The following is a 13,321-nucleotide window of genomic DNA, read 5'->3' as shown; positions in this document are numbered from 1 at the left end:
TGACTTTCTGGCTTAAGACGTCGTTCCGCTGCACTTACTACGTTCGTCCATCATCACGGCGAAATGTAAAAAAAGATTTCAGCGCTCCTCTGCTGTCAAATCCGATAGGTCGCATTGGAGTTATCGTCATGAAATTCGCCCAGTTCTGCCAATTACTCGCTAACCACGCCGATAAACCGAGTACCTTCTTGATTGCCGTGGTACTGATTGCCTCATAGGCTGCATCCGGGCCCTGGTTTCACTACAACGACACCTGGCAATTCATCGTTAATACGTCGACCACCATCATCACATTCCTGATGGTTTTTCTGATCCAGAACACCCAGAACCGGGACAACGACATCATCCACGTCAAGCTCGACGAGCTTATCCGTGCTACGAAATCAGCAGAGCATTCGGTGCTCGATCTTGAAGCGCTCGACAACCGAGCAATCCATAAACTTCGCAAGGAATACCAGGCAATGGGCAGCCACTGCGAGACGCCCCACCAAATGTCTAGCGAGCAGCGGGCGGATGATGCAGCTCGAGACAACTTGCAGCGCTAGAGAGCGTTATGGCCGGGCGATGCGGGCAGAGCTGGAGGAACATTTGCAGAGCTGAGCGCGTGGTTAATAGCTTCAGCGAGCTCGTCAATTGACCAGGGTTTGAACAGGTAAGTGACAGGTGGGGTGACCTGCGATGGATCAAGCTGGTAACCAGAGGTCAGGATGGCGGGCAGCCCAGGCCACCTTTCGTGGGCCATGGAGATGAACTCCATGCCTTTTATACTTCCAGGAACACCGTGATCGACAACGATCAACGAACAGTCGCTCTTGAGCCCCATCAAGTGAATCAAGGCGTCTTCGGCGTTATCGAACGCATCGCAGGCAGCGCCCAACTCGATCAGGATATCCATCAGCAGGGTTTGAAGCGTTGGATCATCTTCCACGACAACTACTGTCTTCCCTGACAGCGACAAACCTTCGATGTCGAGCTTCATCACCCTCTCCAGTCCATAGTTGAATAATCGAGTGTTTCACTCATCTGTCCACTCGTCGATGGAGGCTAAAGGCCACCTTCTGTTCAATGGCCTTCGAACATCGTTAGGTGGAATGGGCGTTCTCACATGAATATCTCCAATGTCTTGGGGCCTATACCCTCGAAGCTCAATAGCCAGCGCTTGAAGCTTTCACCACCTGGGTCTTCCCGCAGCGCCTCAAGTTGACCACCCAGTTCCGCGTCTACATTCTTGCCAAGGGCATGCAATCGTCGGGCAGTGGATTCATCGTATCGCGCATACCCAGCCTGGCCGAGGAAACTCACAAGGGTCGCATGGGGAGCCTGCACAAGCTTTTGCGGCGTATCTAGCCCCTGCTCGTCGACAAGTATCCGATACGCCCTCAGGGCAACCGAAGAACGTATGCGCTTGCCCATGAGAAAGCTGGCCAGCAACCATCTGAAAACACCACCGACATTCGTAACCTCAATGCCGAGGTCACAGGCAGTTACGGTCTTCAACCTTTGCTACGGCGCGGGTCAGCTGAGCGTGGGTAGGTGCGTTCCTCTTCGAACGTGCCGTCCGCTTTGCGTATCTTCACAGACGCTTTCTTGCTATCAAAGAAATCTGTAAGGGCAATGACCAGTTCCTGCTTCGTCGCAGCTCGTTTGGACGCCCGTACGGCACCGGCTTTCTTCAGCTCCCAGCCATCCGATGTCGGGCTAAGGTGGTAATTGTCCATCGTGTGCTCCTTCCGGCTTAAATGGATTGGCCGTCATCCTCGATGTCTTCATCTGCCTCAGCTGCATCCGTGGCATCAGCATCATTCAAAGGTGGCGACGTGGGCTTTTCCGGATCATTGATGAAGGGTACGTCGCTCGGCCCCTTCTCTTCAGAGCCTTCAGTTTTCGGCTGCATCACAACACCTCCTGAAAAATTGGTCGGCTGCAAAGCACCAAGCATCTTATGAAGCGCCTGAGAATTTGCCGACATCGATAGGTTGTGGAACAAACTCAGGGCCATTGCCGGCAGGTCGCCACTTCACGTTCGCGATGCCGTAGCGCTCTGCCATGGGACGACTGACCAGCTTGATCTTCTGCTGACTGAACCTTGGGATGATGCCAACGCCGGCATCGCAACTGGCCCAGTGCCAGGCCACGGGGTTGTCCATTTTTTCCAAGCGAATAATGAACGTTCAGCTCTCGCCATGGAGTGTGTAATCGATCACGAATAATTGCTGCCCCGCCACGTGCATATCTCCCTTTGACCCATTTTACTGAGCGGGATGTACGCTTAAAAATTCAATTCAAAAGTCAGACGGCAGACCCTGCGTTCAAGTACCGGCCACGCACCAACAGATTGGACTGAAGTCCATTGGTCATCCCTTAGGAACACATACTGCCTCGGCAACCTCCATGGCTATACCAGCATACGGAGGTCGTGGTCATGATTGATCCAACAACAGGCATGAAGGCGGGTGAGCGTTACTCCGTGGAGAACGTCGAACGCGCTCACCAGTTTCCAGGCTTCTTCCTCGATGGAAAATACTACCTCGGCCCCGAGTTACTCACAGCCGTTGGCTGGCTGGAGGGCAAGCGCTTCATTTATGACAACCTCGATGCTGCAGGCGAACCGGTTTTTCCAGGTCGCGCAGCGGGAGACATTGAAAACCTGACACTGACCTTGACGGACGGCACAGCGTTGAAGCTGAACCCATTGGACGTCCACGCCACGACTGAGGACGTCGAGTTCGTCGCACCATCCAATCCGGATACACCATTGAACCTCAGTTCCGGCGCGCTGGATTCCTCCGAGAATCTGTTCACGCCAACAGGTAGGCCAGGAAGCATGGAGGGCATCGGCCTAACCCCTAAAGACAAGATACCGCTGTTGCTGAGTGCGGCAGTCATCGGTTTGCTCGCGGGACTTCTCATCTCTCATGCCCAACGTCGACGCCGTTGAGGCGTCGCCTTTGAACTTCGCGCCTGGCCAAAGGCCTTCCCTCTCAGGCTTATCGAAAATGGAGATTCAATGATGAATGCACAACTGAATGGCAAACGCGTGGCCTTCCTGGTGACTGATGGTTTTGAGCAGATCGAGCTCACCGGGCCTCGTGAGGCTTTGCAGAAAGCTGGTGCCGAGATCGACATCCTCGCTGACAAGGAAGGTACGGTGCGTGGCTGGAATCACGACAAGCCTGCCGACGAATTTGCCGTTGATGCAACCTTCGAAAGTGCCCAACTCGATCTCTATGATGCTCTGGTGCTGCCTGGTGGCGTGCAGAATTCCGACACCATCCGCCTGATCCCCGGCGCGCAAAAGCTGGTGAAGAGCCATGACGCGGCTGGTAAGCCGCTGGCCGTCATCTGTCACGGTGCCTGGCTGCTGGTGTCCAGCGGTTTGGCCAAGGGCAAGCGGATGACCAGCTATAAGACATTGCAGGACGACATTCGCAATGCGGGTGGCAATTGGGTGGATGAGCAGGTGGTGGTGGAGGGCAACCTGATCACCAGCCGCCAGCCGGACGATATTCCGGCGTTCAACGAACAATTGATCAAAGCGCTGGCTGGCTGAGCCCAGCGTTCTGCTTCGCGCCCTCCGGTGAGGCTTCAAGGCGTTTGGAGGGCGCGGGTCACGCCAGCTGGATGTAAACCGAATAGGTGCCCAACAAGACCCAGAAACCGAGAAAAATCCAGGGCGTGCGCAGGGAAAACAGCAGCGATTTGCGGTGCCCCGCCTGCGAGGTTTCCGCTTCGCAGAACAACGGCGATTCGTCATAGGCCAACCCCATCATGGGCTCACTGCGGAGCAAATGGCTTTGCTTCAGTTGCCAGTGCTCGATGATCCGGAACGCAGCGCGTATGCCTGGCCAGGCGTTCAGCGAACTCAGCACGCCGAGCAGTGCGAGAAACGCCGGTACCATCACAGTAAACATCTCGCCCCAGCTCTGATTCAGGTTGCCCATCGAAGAAACGAAAGCGATGACCAGGAACGACTGGGCAGCGAGATAGGCATCTGTGCGATTGGCCAGGATGGTGGTCTCGTACTGAATTTCGCGTCGATAGAAATCCAGGCGCTCTTTTGGGGTACCGAACATCTTCGCATTCTGCTGATCGATCTCATGTTCGGGCGTGCTGGGGGTAATGATTCGAGGCACTTGACCCTCCGGTTAATGGTGGAGCCTCACACAGAAAGCGCGACACAGGTCACCGGTAGAGCCGACCAATTCCCGATAATTCAATGGAAATAGAAGGAGTGACCGCCCGTCGTTCAAACCCTGAACTCATCTCAACGTCGGCCCCTAGCTCCGTTCGAAAGGTAACAAGCGTTCTCAACTACAGGAGCCTTCCTCATGAGCGACTACCCTACTCCTCCATTTCCGTCTCAACCGCAAAGTGTTCCTGGTTCACAACGCAAGATGGAGCCCTATCCAGATTGTGGTGAGCAGTCGTACACCGGCCACAATCGACTCGAAGGCAAGATTGCCCTCATCACCGGCGCAGACAGCGGTATCGGACGAGCAGTAGCGATTGCTTACGCCCGTGAAGGCGCCGACGTGGCCATCGCTTACCTGGATGAACATGAAGACGCGCAAGAAACCGCGCGCTGGGTTGGGGCTGCTGGCCGGCAGTGCTTATTACTGCCAGGCGACCTAGCGCAGAAACAGCACTGCTACGACATCGTCGACAAGACCGTGGCGCAGTTCGGTCGTATCGATATTCTGGTCAACAACGCCGCGTTCCAGATGGCTCATGAGAGTCTGGACGAGATTGACGATGATGAATGGGTAAAGACCTTCGATACTAACATCACCGCCATTTTCCGGATTTGCCAGCGCGCGTTGCCCTCGATGCCAAAAGGCGGATCGATCATCAACACCAGCTCGGTCAATTCCGACGATCCATCACCCAGCCTGCTGCCGTATGCCGCCACCAAAGGCGCCATTGCCAACTTCACTGCAGGCCTGGCCCAACTGCTGGGCAAGCAAGGCATTCGGGTCAACAGCGTTGCACCTGGCCCCATCTGGACGCCCCTGATCCCGGCGACCATGCCCGATGAGGCCGTGAAGAACTTCGGTTCGGGCTACCCCATGGGTCGCCCGGGACAGCCCGTCGAGGTTGCACCGATCTACGTGCTGCTGGGTTCCGACGACGCCAGCTATATCAGTGGGTCACGCTATGCCGTCACAGGTGGTAAACCGATCCTGTGAAGTAGCTCAGGCTCGCCAATCTGGTGAGCCTTCTACCTGGCCACTTGTACTTCAACGCTTGTGATGCCCATGGTCACGCGCCGTTTTCTGTGCTGTGGAATCATGAGAGGTACCGGTCGAGCCGTCGGGACGATGAGCATCATTGTCCCGCTCTTCCTCACCTTTTGATTCGGGTTGTGAGCTCGGCTCTTCTGGATGCGCTTCTTTATTCATGCTGCCCTCCTACTCTTTTTCACTCAGTGGCAGTAGCACAGACACTCACGGTGCCCGCCCCTTCAAGTAAGGGAAGCCGAATCACCAAGCAAAGTTCAGGCTAGGATTACAAAGCGGGATGGACGGGTAGTCGCTGGGATGAACCAATACTCGCTGAGATCCATCTACCGGAGACCTACAAGCGAGTCGAACTTCAAATGGCAACCGACCCCGTGCTGGCCGCGCTCGGCTACCTCAAAGACAACCAGTTGATCTTGACCACCGCAGAGTCATGCACGGCGGGTTGCATGGTGGCAATGTTGGCAGCTGTACCTGGCACGGGCGAAGTGCTGGAAAGCGGCTATGTCGTCTCTCCCCAAGCGCCAAGAAGCGCTTGCTGGGCGTTAGCGCGGAGAATATCGAGCGATACGGTCTGACGAGCGAAGCCGTAGCGTGGGAAATGGCGTTGGGCGCCTTGAGGGACAGCGATGCTACCGTGGTCATCGCCACCACCGGCGTAGCTGGGCCGTCACCGGAATCAGGCATACCGCCAGGCACTATGTGTTTCGCCTGGGCGTTTGCTGGTGAACCGGTAGCCGTTTTCACCCGCACTCAGTGCTTCTTCGGCGAACGCTCTGAAGTCATGCGGCAGGGCGCACTTTTCGGACTTACTCGACTTTCCCACTATCACCAGCGCTGGCTTCGCGGCGAGCGTGTCTGAAGGCATGTGCGTAGGCCGGATGCCACGATATTGATTGCCAAAGATGCTCCGCTACCAAACATCGTCGCCATTGAACCGTGATACGTGGCCATGACTCAACCACAAGCAAGTTCTTTCCTCTGTCCATGATGAGGTACGCCATGAACGCCATCGATTTACTGATTCAAGACCACAAGCTGGTGAAAAAGCTGCTCGAAGAACTGTCGACCACCACTGAGCGGGCGGTGAAGAAGCGGGGTGAATTACTGCACAAGATCGAGCAGGAGCTGCAGATCCACACAAGGCTTGAGGAAGAAATCCTTTACCCGGCCATCAAGCAAGCCGGAGGTAAGGAAGAAGCGAAAATGTACTACGAGGCTAAGGAGGAGCACAGAACTGTCGACTCCCTCGTCCTACCCGACCTCCTGCATACCGAAACCGGCACCCTCGAATTCGCCGGGCGGGTCAAGGTCATGAAAGAGTTGCTGGAGCATCACATCGAGGAAGAAGAAAGCGAACTCTTCCCGACGGCCAAGAAGCTACTCAGCAAAAAGATCCTGGAGGAGCTTGGGCAAACCATGGAAACGCAGAAGAAGATGCTGAAGGGTGAGCAGCGCGCGGCCTGATGAAGCGATTACCTGCCAGCTCCACGACGCTGGCAGGTATCCAGTTGCAGATATCAAACGAGCTGTTGGGGTGAGCTTCATGGAACACTGGATTGGGTTGTTGGAATGGCCTGCCATGCTTATGACAGTGCTCGCAGCGTGGTGCATTGGGTCGGGCAGTCCCAGGAGAAGAAAAATCGGCTTTTGCTGTTTCATCACTAGCAACGTGCTGTGGGCCGTGTGGGGCTGGCAAGCAGGAGCCTGGGCGTTGATTATCCTGCAGTTTTGTCTCTGCGCCATGAATTTGCGAGGGTGGCATAAGAACACGCAACAGGAGGTCAGCAGTTGACTGGATTGGGTAGGCAGATACGGGGGGTTCTGCTCAATTGCTCGCTTCCTTCCTTGGAAGCAAAGTAAGCGGTTTAAGCAGCAGGTTTGAGCACAACCTTCGTCCAACCATCATCTCGGGCATCGAAGTGCTTGTAGGCATTCGGGCCTTCAGCCAGCTTCAGGCGATGAGAAATGATCTGCGAGGGCTTGGCGCGCCCATGATGGATAAGCTCAGCGAGGCGGCGATTGTAGGCCTTCACATTCGCCTGACCTGTACGGATCTGTTGACCCTTGAACCAGAACGCTCCGAAGTCGAAGGCCATCTTGCCCTCCTTCGCCAGTTCGTTTTTCGCCCCAGGATCTTCTGGCACGAACACACCAACTACGCCGATGCCGCCGGTGGCTTTGGTTGAAGCGACCAGGTTGTTCATGGTGAGGTAGTTCGCTTCATGGCCATGCTTGTCGCAGCACTGGTAACCCACGCACTCACAACCTCGGTCGGTGCCTTTGCCGTGGGTCAGGTTCATGATCTCTTCCACTGCTTTTTGCTCGACTGCGTTGATTGGGATTGCCCCGAGCTGCGCGGCGAGTTGCAGGCGATCCGGCTGGTTGTCGATGACGAACACCTGAGATGCGCCTTTGATGATTGCCGAATGAGCCGCCATCAGGCCGACAGGCCCTGCGCCGTAAATCGCAATGCTCTCACCAGGAAGTAACCCGGCCAGTTCAGTTGCATGCCAACCGGTGGGAAAAATGTCCGAGAGCATGACGTAGTCGTCCTCACGCTCCTCGGCATCTTCCGGCAATACCAAGCAATTGAAATCGGCATACGGGACGCGCAGCAATTCGGCTTGACCGCCTTGATATGGCCCCATCTCTGCGAAACCATAAGCGGCGCCGGCAGCACCAGGATTGGCTGTAAGGCAGAATCCGGTGAGCCCCTTTTCACAGTTTTCGCAGAACCCGCAGCCGATATTGAACGGCAGGCAGACCCTGTCACCGACCTTGACCCGGTCAACCCCCTCACCGACTTCAATTACCTCACCGAGGTTCTCATGGCCAAATACACGTCCGACCTCAAACGAGGTACGGCCTTCGTACATGTGCAAGTCAGAACCGCAGATGTTGGTAGTGGTAATGCGCACCAACACATCCGTAGGTTTCTCGATTTTTGCGTCCGGTACATCCTTGACCGCGACGTCCCGTGGGCCGTTGTACACGATTGCTTTCATGCTGAACTCCCAAAATCAGGGGCGGCAGAAATCCGCCCTACCCTGTTCAGGCGAACTGGTGAGCCAGTACGTTCAGTGAGGTGGTGGTGGGGTCAGACCGGTGGCGCTAAATGCTGTCGCTCTCACCCCTAGCTACTTGATTGGTAGCGATTTCCGGAATGCAGTACCGATGCCTGAGTGGGCTCGACATCGATAGAGCCGCCCATGTCGACGGCTAGCGTCAGCGAAGGCTCGTACCGTCCCCCCGATGCTGCGCAGCCCTCAAGATCCCTGTCGACGTCAAATTGCTTTACTACTGAACGGATGTTCAGCTAAAAAGCAGATGCCTGCCACCTACGTGCGGAACTATCACGTGGTTCCACCTCTTATTCACAGGTTGGACTGCCCGCTCTCTGTATCGTGAACGAACTGGAGTGCCCATGCGAAACCAATTGTTCAAAACCCGGATCACTGAAATGCTCGGCATCCGCCACCCCATTCTTTGCGGAGGCATGGGGCCGGGGGTGTCTGACGCGACCTATGTCGCGGCAGTGGTCAACGCGGGAGGAATGGGGTTCATAGTTGCTTCCGCCTACCCTGATTCGGAACAGTTTCGCGAGGAGCTTCGCAAATGCCGGCAGCTGGCATCTGGGAAGAGGTTCGGCGTGAACCTTTACATTTCAGGTCAGCCCAATGCTGCAAGTCGCTTGCAGGAGCAGGTGAGAATCCTGGCTGAAGAAGACGTTCTATGCGTCGAAACCTCCGGTGGGAGCCCCGAGGCAATCCTTCCTGTCCTCCACGAGTCCGGCATCAAAGTGCTTCACAAGGTTTCAGCTGTCCGACATGCCCGGTCAGCCGAACGCTTAGGCGTTGATGCCGTGATTGTTGTTGGCAACGATTCCGGAGGTCATCCAGGAACCTACGGCATCAGCAGCATTGTGCAAGCCCCGCAGGCCTCGCGGGAGCTATCCATACCCCTGGTGATTGGCGGTGGAATGGGAACAGGTAGCCAACTAGCCGCCACCCTCGTGATGGGAGCTGACGCGATCTTGATGGGCACCAGGATGCTGGTATCGGAAGAGCTGTGGATTCACCGCCAGTACAAGGATCTACTGGTGAACAGCGATGGCACGGACAGCGTCATCGTCAAGACCGGCCTACGCCAACATCACCGGGTCTTGAACAACGAAAGCGCGAAAGCCGTGGCTGCCATAGATGCGATGGGCTCCAGCGATTTTGAACACTACCGCCCACATGTCATGGGCACGTTAACCACCCAGGCCTACCTCACGGGTGACAGCAGCATCGGTATGCTCGACTACGGCCCATCGGCAGTTTTTGCGAATGCAGTGCAGCCAGTCGAACAGATACTCGATGACATTCTTGACGATGCGCAGCGTGCAATGCAGCGCTTGAATGGCCTGACCGTGTAAAACCTCATGTGTTGGTGACCACTATCTCGCAAGCTTCGGTGCGAGAAAAATGTTCCTAGGCCGGCCAGTAACAGGCGAATAGATATACGCATGATAACCTCGGGCCATGTTTAACCGAGTAGCGCCCTACTTGAGCAATCCACCCGTTTCTGGCTACTACGAAAATCTTCTGAAAGCTCCTGTCTTCTCTGCCGATCCCATCGGTCGCCGGCAGAGTCAGCGCTGGCAACTGATCGTTGATGACATCCACCACAGCAGCTCTGTAGATGATCTGCGTGAAGCACAAGGCAAAGCTGAAGGCTACATTCGAGGACTGGTAGATGCTGGGCACCTCTCCCACGACCGAATCCGGGATTACAAAATACTGAGTAGCATCCACCGGCGCCGAACATTGCTCTCGGGCGCTTGATCGCAGCATCTTTTATTCAGCGCACGGAGGCGCCTGGCTACTCATCAAGCGATGACGGCAACTCACTGAGCCGAAGCACTACAGCCCTATTCGCACCTGACCGTCATTTCATGAGGCAAAAAAAAGAGGGCGTTCTAGAAGAAGGCCCTCAAAAACAGCGCCTAACGCTGTCTGGTGAGATCAGCAGGGTTAAACCCAATTAGCACCAGTCACTTTCTGGATGGAGAAAGTGAGAATTTCGATCAGAGTGTCGACGTCAGCTTTGGTGTAGTTCAGCGACGGTGCGAACCCAAGGATGTCGTCAGCAAACGCGCGGAACACCAGCCCCTCCGAAAACGCATGAGCCAGGATTTTTTGGCCCAACTTCAGGTTGGCGTCCGGTTTGGCCCTGGTCTGCTTGTCCGCAACGAGTTCCAAGCCCGCGAGCATGCCCTGCCCCCGAACCTGACCAACAATATCCAGGTTTTCCAGGGTGCGCAGTCTGGACTGGAAATATTCCCCGACGTCCGTGCCGTTCTTTAGAAGTCCGTTTTCGTACAGATCCAGCGTTGCGTTGGCGATCGCGGCGCTGACAGGGTGACCTGCGTAGGTTTGCCCATGACCGAATGGCGTACCGTCGGAGCCAGCCTCTGCGATCGCCGCATAGATCTGCTCGGAGATGAGGGTCGCCCCCATCGGTGCATAACCTGAAGTTAGCCCTTTAGCCAGCGTCATCAAGTCAGGGCTTACACCTTCGTGCTCGCACGCAAACATCGGCCCGGTGCGACCGAAGCCCGTGATGACTTCATCTACGATAAGCAGGATGCCCAGCCTGTCACATGCCGCACGCATCGCCTTTAAATATCCAGCGGGTGGAACAATCACCCCACCAGATCCAATGATCGGCTCGCAAATGAATGCAGCGACTTTTTCAGGCCCGATTTCCAGCACCTTGCTCTCAAGCGCCGCAACCGTCGCCTGCAAGATGGCGGCCTCAGCCGGGCCCGCGCTATGACGGTAAGGATAAGGTGCCTCGATGTGATGCTGAGTCGGCGCCGGCACATCGAAATAACGGTGGAAGACCGGAAGTGCAGTCAAACCGCTACCGATGGCTGACGAACCATGGTAGCCACGCTGCACAGCGATGAAGTGCTTCTTCTCTGGTCGACCAATGGCGTTGAAGTAATAGCGGACTGTCCGGATGGCCGTGTCGACCGCGTCAGATCCACCTTGGCCGAAAATGACATGATTCAATCCTGGTGGGGCCAGTCTTGCCAGACGATCAGCAAGCTCAATCGCAGGCTCACTACCAAATCCGAAGTAACCAGTCGCATAGGGCAGATCTTCAAGCTGCTTTCTTGCCGCTTCGACGATGCTCTGCTGTCCGTACCCAGCGTTTACACACCACAGACCTGAAAACGCATCTTGGACGCGATGTCCGTTGACATCGATCAGGTGAATACCGTCTGCGCTCTTCCAAGCGCATACACCCTTCGCCTGATGATCCAACAGCGGCGTAACAGGGTGAACCCAGTGTTGATCTTTTTCTTGAAGGTTGCTCATACGACCTCTGGTCTACAAGTCGGTTCGACCCTGCACCTCAAATGCCGAGAGGTGCAGAGCGCGAAGCCAGCAAAAGAGAAGCGATTAGTCCAGGCCGCCTTGGCAGACGTATTTGATGTGCATGTATTCTTCAAGCCCGTGAACAGAGCCCTCACGGCCATAGCCAGAATCTTTCACACCGCCGAATGGGGCCGCTTCGGCAGCCAGCGCCCCTTCGTTCACGCCAACAATGCCGCACTCCAGGGCGTCGGTGACGCGGTGCACCCGACGCATGTCGTTGGTGTAGAAGTAGGAGGCCAAGCCGAACGGAGAGTCATTGGCCATCTCGATGACGTCTGCCTCGGTTTCGAACGAGGTGATAGGTGCGACAGGGCCAAAGGTTTCTTCGTGGAAGCAACGAGCGGCAGGATCAACATCTGCCAAGACAGTGGGAGCGTAGTAGGTGGACTCTGCACGCTGCTCAGTGAAGAGACGCTGGCCACCCGTCAGTACGCGCGCGCCTCGCGCGACCGCGTCGCTCACATGTTCCTCGATCTTGTTGATAGCCTTGGCGTTGATCATGGGGCCAATCTGCGAAGCGGGATTGCTAGCCGGGCCCACAACCAAAGCCGACACGCGTGCGGTGAGCTTTTCCAGGAAGGTGCCGTAGACCTTGGACTGCACATAAACGCGGTTAGGGCAAACGCAGGTCTGGCCACCGTTGCGGAATTTCGCGACCATCAAACCTTCGACTGCCGCATCGATGTCTGCATCATCAAAGACGATAAACGGAGCGTTACCACCTAGTTCCAGCGCCAGCTTCTTCAAGGTGCGGGAAGACTCGTGGGCAAGGTGCTTACCTACTGGAGTCGAGCCGGTAAATGTGATTTTGCGAACACGCGCATCGTCGAGCCACACATCCGCGACTTCCTTCGAGGAAGCGGTGATGACGATGTTCAAGACACCTGCAGGCACCCCTGCCTCTTCAGCCAGCTTCACGAGGGCAAGGGCAGTCAGTGGCGTCTCTGCCGCAGGCTTGCAGACGACAGTGCAACCTGCGGCCAATGCAGGTGCGATCTTCCTTGCGATCATCGCAGCAGGGAAGTTCCAGGGGGTAATGGCTGCGACGATGCCCACAGGCTCTTTGTAAGCCGACATTTTACGGCCACGGACAGCCTGAGGAATGATGTCGCCATTGGCGCGAGTGGCCTCCTCGGCAAACCACTCAACGTAGCTCGCCGCGTAAGCAATTTCACCGACCGCTTCAGAGAGCGGCTTACCCTGCTCAGAGGAGATGATCTTACCCAGATCTTCAGCAGAAGCCATGATCAGGTCATTCCAGCGCTTGAGAATTACAGCGCGCTGCTTGGCAGGCGTGGCGCGCCAGGCTTCGAAAGCCTGAGCAGCTGCATCAACGGCGGCCTTGGCATCCGTAGCGTCACCATTTGGTACCAGGGCAACACGTTCGCCGGTGGCTGGGTTGTTGACCGAAATGGTTGCCCCCGCAACTGCGTCCTGCCATTCACCGCCGATGAAGTTCTTGGTTGCCATCAGTTCTTTGCGCTGCAATTCGAAGCTCATAAAACCCTCACACGAATCTAATAGAAACTACCCACGCCTCAAAAGCCTTGGAGTTCACTCACTAACCATGAGGTTCACGCAGTGCAGCTTCAGCCATTGTTCTGATGACCATCCTATTCAACGAGCTGCTTACCATCCACCTACCCGAAATAG

The 13,321-nt window shown here is 56.0% G+C and carries 16 protein-coding genes and 3 pseudogenes; 9 read left to right on the top strand and 10 right to left on the bottom strand.

Annotated features, from left to right (window positions below; all coding sequences use genetic code 11):
* The first annotated feature begins 128 nt into the window (after positions 1 to 128).
* Positions 129 to 545: pseudogene (locus AB5975_23600) on the top strand (low affinity iron permease family protein).
* On the opposite strand, the gene AB5975_23595 reads toward AB5975_23600, so the two are convergent.
* The 5 genes from AB5975_23595 to AB5975_23575 form a co-directional block, all read right to left on the bottom strand.
* Positions 542 to 979, bottom strand: a complete 438-nt coding sequence (locus tag AB5975_23595; protein XDR19473.1) for a response regulator — start codon at positions 977 to 979, stop codon at positions 542 to 544. The pseudogene AB5975_23600 and the gene AB5975_23595 sit on opposite strands and share 4 nt — an antisense overlap.
* 122 nt (positions 980 to 1,101) lie before the next feature.
* Positions 1,102 to 1,497, bottom strand: a complete 396-nt coding sequence (locus tag AB5975_23590) for a DNA methylase (GenBank protein XDR19472.1) — start codon at positions 1,495 to 1,497, stop codon at positions 1,102 to 1,104.
* Positions 1,494 to 1,718, bottom strand: coding sequence for a DUF2188 domain-containing protein (locus tag AB5975_23585; GenBank protein ID XDR19471.1), 225 nt, complete (start codon positions 1,716 to 1,718; stop codon positions 1,494 to 1,496). Before AB5975_23585 ends, AB5975_23590 begins: the two co-directional genes overlap by 4 nt.
* Positions 1,719 to 1,735: 17 nt before the next feature.
* Positions 1,736 to 1,939: a hypothetical protein gene (locus AB5975_23580; protein ID XDR23062.1), complete on the bottom strand. Its 204-nt coding sequence runs from the start codon at positions 1,937 to 1,939 to the stop codon at positions 1,736 to 1,738.
* A gap of 1 nt (position 1,940) precedes the next feature.
* The gene (locus AB5975_23575) at positions 1,941 to 2,165 is read right to left on the bottom strand and encodes a DUF6555 family protein (protein XDR23021.1); all 225 of its coding nucleotides are present in this window, start codon (positions 2,163 to 2,165) and stop codon (positions 1,941 to 1,943) included.
* Positions 2,166 to 2,422: 257 nt separating this feature from the next.
* Here AB5975_23575 and AB5975_23570 point away from each other — a divergent pair.
* A pseudogene (locus AB5975_23570) lies at positions 2,423 to 2,698 on the top strand (short-chain dehydrogenase).
* Between the two features lie 312 nt (positions 2,699 to 3,010).
* The gene (locus tag AB5975_23565) at positions 3,011 to 3,550 is read left to right on the top strand and encodes a type 1 glutamine amidotransferase domain-containing protein (GenBank protein XDR19470.1); all 540 of its coding nucleotides are present in this window, start codon (positions 3,011 to 3,013) and stop codon (positions 3,548 to 3,550) included.
* A 58-nt stretch (positions 3,551 to 3,608) separates the two neighbouring features.
* Here AB5975_23565 and AB5975_23560 read toward each other — a convergent pair whose 3' ends face one another.
* Positions 3,609 to 4,133 (bottom strand): hypothetical protein, encoded by a 525-nt coding sequence (locus AB5975_23560; GenBank protein ID XDR19469.1) that lies wholly within the window; start codon positions 4,131 to 4,133, stop codon positions 3,609 to 3,611.
* A gap of 195 nt (positions 4,134 to 4,328) precedes the next feature.
* Here AB5975_23560 and AB5975_23555 point away from each other — a divergent pair, with 195 nt between their 5' ends.
* Positions 4,329 to 5,186, top strand: coding sequence for an SDR family oxidoreductase (locus tag AB5975_23555; protein XDR19468.1), 858 nt, complete (start codon positions 4,329 to 4,331; stop codon positions 5,184 to 5,186).
* Between the two features lie 51 nt (positions 5,187 to 5,237).
* Here the strand turns inward: AB5975_23555 and AB5975_23550 are convergent, their stop codons facing one another.
* A complete protein-coding gene (locus tag AB5975_23550) occupies positions 5,238 to 5,399 on the bottom strand; it encodes a hypothetical protein (protein XDR19467.1) in 162 nt (53 codons plus the stop codon).
* A gap of 197 nt (positions 5,400 to 5,596) precedes the next feature.
* Here AB5975_23550 and AB5975_23545 point away from each other — a divergent pair.
* The 3 genes and pseudogenes from AB5975_23545 to AB5975_23535 all read left to right on the top strand — a co-directional run bounded on the left by AB5975_23545 (position 5,597) and on the right by AB5975_23535 (position 7,032).
* Positions 5,597 to 6,099: pseudogene (locus tag AB5975_23545) on the top strand (CinA family protein).
* Positions 6,100 to 6,239: 140 nt separating this feature from the next.
* Positions 6,240 to 6,704 carry a hemerythrin domain-containing protein gene (locus AB5975_23540; GenBank protein XDR19466.1) on the top strand — a complete coding sequence of 155 codons (465 nt, stop codon included), beginning with the start codon at positions 6,240 to 6,242 and terminating at the stop codon, positions 6,702 to 6,704.
* Positions 6,705 to 6,783: 79 nt separating this feature from the next.
* Positions 6,784 to 7,032, top strand: coding sequence for a hypothetical protein (locus AB5975_23535; GenBank protein XDR19465.1), 249 nt, complete (start codon positions 6,784 to 6,786; stop codon positions 7,030 to 7,032).
* 73 nt (positions 7,033 to 7,105) lie between these two features.
* On the opposite strand, the gene AB5975_23530 is transcribed toward AB5975_23535, so the two are convergent.
* Positions 7,106 to 8,245 (bottom strand): glutathione-independent formaldehyde dehydrogenase, encoded by a 1,140-nt coding sequence (locus tag AB5975_23530; GenBank protein XDR19464.1) that lies wholly within the window; start codon positions 8,243 to 8,245, stop codon positions 7,106 to 7,108.
* A gap of 419 nt (positions 8,246 to 8,664) precedes the next feature.
* Here AB5975_23530 and AB5975_23525 point away from each other — a divergent pair, with 419 nt between their 5' ends.
* Together AB5975_23525 and AB5975_23520 are read left to right on the top strand one after the other, a co-directional pair.
* On the top strand, positions 8,665 to 9,657 hold the full coding sequence (locus AB5975_23525) for an NAD(P)H-dependent flavin oxidoreductase (protein ID XDR19463.1): 993 nt from the start codon (positions 8,665 to 8,667) through the stop codon (positions 9,655 to 9,657).
* A 130-nt stretch (positions 9,658 to 9,787) separates the two neighbouring features.
* The gene (locus AB5975_23520) at positions 9,788 to 10,066 is read left to right on the top strand and encodes a hypothetical protein (GenBank protein ID XDR19462.1); all 279 of its coding nucleotides are present in this window, start codon (positions 9,788 to 9,790) and stop codon (positions 10,064 to 10,066) included.
* 189 nt (positions 10,067 to 10,255) lie between these two features.
* Here the strand turns inward: AB5975_23520 and AB5975_23515 are convergent, their stop codons facing one another.
* Positions 10,256 to 11,608: an aminotransferase class III-fold pyridoxal phosphate-dependent enzyme gene (locus tag AB5975_23515; protein ID XDR19461.1), complete on the bottom strand. Its 1,353-nt coding sequence runs from the start codon at positions 11,606 to 11,608 to the stop codon at positions 10,256 to 10,258.
* 84 nt (positions 11,609 to 11,692) lie between these two features.
* Positions 11,693 to 13,168 (bottom strand): NAD-dependent succinate-semialdehyde dehydrogenase, encoded by a 1,476-nt coding sequence (locus AB5975_23510; GenBank protein XDR19460.1) that lies wholly within the window; start codon positions 13,166 to 13,168, stop codon positions 11,693 to 11,695.
* Positions 13,169 to 13,321 lie beyond the last annotated feature (153 nt).

It is taken from the genome of Pseudomonas putida (genome assembly GCA_041071465.1).
Taxonomy (GTDB): Bacteria; Pseudomonadota; Gammaproteobacteria; order Pseudomonadales; family Pseudomonadaceae; genus Aquipseudomonas; species Aquipseudomonas putida_P.
Note: the sequence above shows the minus strand (reverse complement) of the source record. Positions and strands in the feature narration are given on the sequence as shown.